Genomic DNA, 3213 nt, shown 5'->3' with positions numbered 1-3213 from the left:
TTTTTGAATACGTTGAATGGTACTTTCGGAAAGTTGAGAAAAGGAAAATATAGGATAAAGCCAAATGATAAAAAAGAAAATAAATCTCATTCAAGAAAAAACGGAGTGCTTAATGATTAGAGTATAATTCAATAAATTTATTACAACAAGTATCTAACATTTCAAAAACCTCTGAAAACCCATTATTATAATATGGATCTGGAACTACTCTGTTTTCATTAGGATATGCGTAGTTCATAATAAGATCGATTTTGTTGATGTGTGATTCTAATTTTGCCATGCTTCTTATGTTTTGAAAATTAGAAGTATCCATTGTTAGGATGTGATCAAAATGATCGAAATCTGATGAATCAAATTTTCTCGATCTCTGTGAGGTAAGATCGATGCCATTTTCCTTAGCTATTTTTATTGATCTTTGGTCTGGAAGTTCACCCTCATGCCAGGAGCTCGTTCCCGCAGAATCTACTTCCCAGTTGAGCCCCATCATGCTTATTTTACTTTTCATAATACCTTCAGCTAAAGGGGATCGACATATATTTCCCAGGCAAACCATGAGTATTTTCATTAAATAGGAGTGTTTTGCAGCGATTCAGAGCGAACATATAAGACATTGAAAAAGAGCAAATTACAATAAGCTGTACTAAAATAGTTTACGGTTAATTGTAAATTTGCTCTAACAAATTCATAATGACAATGTCAAAAAAAGAAGATACAAATCCAAGCCAGCGACGAAAAATGTTTTAAAGAGCAAAGGTTTATTATTCGAGTTTAGGCGATTGCTAAAGCATTATTTTCCCAATTTATTAGGCGATATTGAGCAGATAGTTACTGATCCACGCAGGAAGGCATCGTGCGAATATCGATTGAGTTGTCTAGTGATGGGATGTGTGATGATGTATCTACTGCGCTTAGGATCTCGCAATGGGATGAATAACGAGCGGGATTCACAAGAGTTTCGATTGAATTTTCATAAGATGCTGGGTGTTCCCATTCCTCATATGGATACGGTAGATAAAGTATTGAGGCGCATTTCAAGTGAGCAGTTTGAACGGTTACAACAATTCTTGGTCAGACAATTATTAGAAAAGCGGGTATTCCACAAATTTAGGTTAGAGAACAAATATTTTATAGTAGCCATAGATGGTACAGGGGTATTTAAGTTTGATGAACTTCCTTATTCTGGGTGTCCCTATAAAAAGTCTAAAAAAGGAAAGAGAACCTATAGTCAAAATGTAGTAGAGGCAAAGCTATTGTGTGCCAATGGATTTAGTATTTCATTGGGTCAAGAATGGATGAATAATGAGGATGGACACACTAAGCAAGATTGTGAATACAAGGCAACCCTACGTCTTATAGAGAAGCTAAAAAAGCTGTATCCACGGCTTCCAATATGTTTAGTCATGGATGGATTGTTTTTAAAACATCCCCTACAAAAGGCTATAAAGGATAAGGGATGGGAGTTCATAATGGTATGGAAAGATAAGACCCTTTACGGCCTTCAAGATGAAATAGAATTGAGAAAGGAAAATGGCACTACCCGAAGTGCGCAAAGCTGCCAAGTACATAACCAATACTCACGCAGTGAATATAAATATGACTATTGTGAATCTTCACTTAACCATAAAGGATTAGATGTCTATTCTGTCACTGGCTTGAAAATAGATTACGATCTGGGGGAAGATGCATCTACCACCACCAAGTTTCATTTTATGACGAGTCTTCCAATTACATCAAGTAACTATAGAACTATATTTGAAGCAGGGAGATTAAGATGGAAGATCGAAAATGAAGGTTTCAATGCCCAGAAAAATCAAGGGTATAATCTTCATCACAAGATGAATCGTAAAAACCTCAGCGCCATCAAAAATTACTATATCTGCTTACAAGTAGCCCATCTGTTTAGCCAACTGATGAGTCTAGCAAACAACTCAATTGTAAAAACTTTTGATACCCTCAAATACATGTGGATCACTTTTGTTTCCTTACTCAGAATGATAACAGATTATCATCCCATACCTTTAGATAAAAAATACAACCTGAGATACTGACCAAAATGATAGTAGAACCTGAGGCTATATCGCCCAGCATCTACTCAAAATCTAATAAAATCATGAAACTCTCATGGCGGCAACAAGACCCAAATCAACATGGTATCCCTATGCAATATCACTTATACAATTTATTTTAGCAATATATTGAGGCTTCGCTCTGAATCGCTGTACAATATTCATTATTAGCCATGTATTTCTTTATTTTCTCTTTTTGCTTATCATGTTGCCAAATATGCAATTCAATTAGTGAGAACCATTATTAAAATTTTATGTCTACAGACAAATTCGGCGTAAAGCCAAGATATTGGACTTCCGAAATTATGGGCGGTCTTTGTGTAAAATCGTATTCTCTATACCATACATTTCTTCGACCATAAGCATTAAAAATTGATAGTCCTATATCCATATTATAGGTGCCAAAGTCGAGCAAATAATGAACCGAGAGATCTAGCCTGTGATATGCAGGAAGTCTCGAAGCATTTTTGGCGCCTACACTTACATAGCTGTTGGATCGGCCATCCAAAAGATCGATGGAATATTGTCCAGCAGGCTCTGTAAATGGTTTCCCAGAGGCATACACCAATGTGGCAGCAAACCTCCATTGATCCATTTCATAAGAATGCACCATCTTGAATTCGTGACGCTGATCGTGTAGAGCCGAAAACTCGAATCCGTTATTTATTCCTGGGAATGTATTTCGCACTCTGGATAATGTGTATGTAACCCAGCCTGTATAGTCACCCCTCTTTTTTTGCAATAAAAACTCTATTCCCTCCGCATATCCACTGCCCAAGAAGAATAAACGATCTCGATCAATATCATTTCTTTGAAATCTTAAAGAAAATTCGGCAAGGTTATCCAAGTCTTTTCTATATACCTCAACATCGAATATGAATCCATTAGTCTCATAGGCCGTCCCAAATATAAAATGATTGGCACTGCTTACATTCACTAAATCGTCATCAGCAAGAAGCCAAAAATCTCTTGATCCTTCGGTAACATTTTCATTGACAATTCGATTCACAAATTGAAAGTGTCGTCCATACCCACCTTTGATTCTTATCTTATCGGTAATGTCAAATTTGAAGGAGAATCGAGGAGACCAATAAAACTCGCCATTGACGTCGTAATATGTAGCGCGCATTCCAGCATTAATTGAAAA

At 36.4% G+C, this 3213-nt stretch carries 3 protein-coding genes; 1 reads left to right on the top strand and 2 read right to left on the bottom strand.

What is annotated here, in order from left to right:
* Window positions 1–109: 109 nt before the first annotated feature.
* Window positions 110–553, bottom strand: coding sequence for a low molecular weight protein-tyrosine-phosphatase (locus tag AAF462_11180; GenBank protein ID MEM7009685.1), 444 nt, complete (start codon window positions 551–553; stop codon window positions 110–112).
* 223 nt (window positions 554–776) lie between these two features.
* On the opposite strand from AAF462_11180, the gene AAF462_11175 reads away from it, so the two are divergent.
* Window positions 777–2048 (top strand): transposase family protein, encoded by a 1272-nt coding sequence (locus AAF462_11175; GenBank protein ID MEM7009684.1) that lies wholly within the window; start codon window positions 777–779, stop codon window positions 2046–2048.
* Between the two features lie 262 nt (window positions 2049–2310).
* Here AAF462_11175 and AAF462_11170 read toward each other — a convergent pair.
* Window positions 2311–3213, bottom strand: a 903-nt coding sequence (locus AAF462_11170; GenBank protein MEM7009683.1) for a TonB-dependent receptor, incomplete at its 5' end; no start/stop codon positions are given.

The organism is Thermodesulfobacteriota bacterium, assembly GCA_039028315.1.
Taxonomy (GTDB): domain Bacteria; phylum Desulfobacterota_D; class UBA1144; order Nemesobacterales; family UBA2774; genus CR02bin9.
This window is presented reverse-complemented; position numbering and strand designations above follow the sequence as displayed.

Excerpts from the sequence above, each read along its gene's own strand:
- AAF462_11180 (MEM7009685.1), bottom strand. The coding sequence starts at position 553 with ATGGTTTGCCTGGGAAATATATGTCGATCCCCTTTAGCTGAAGGTATT.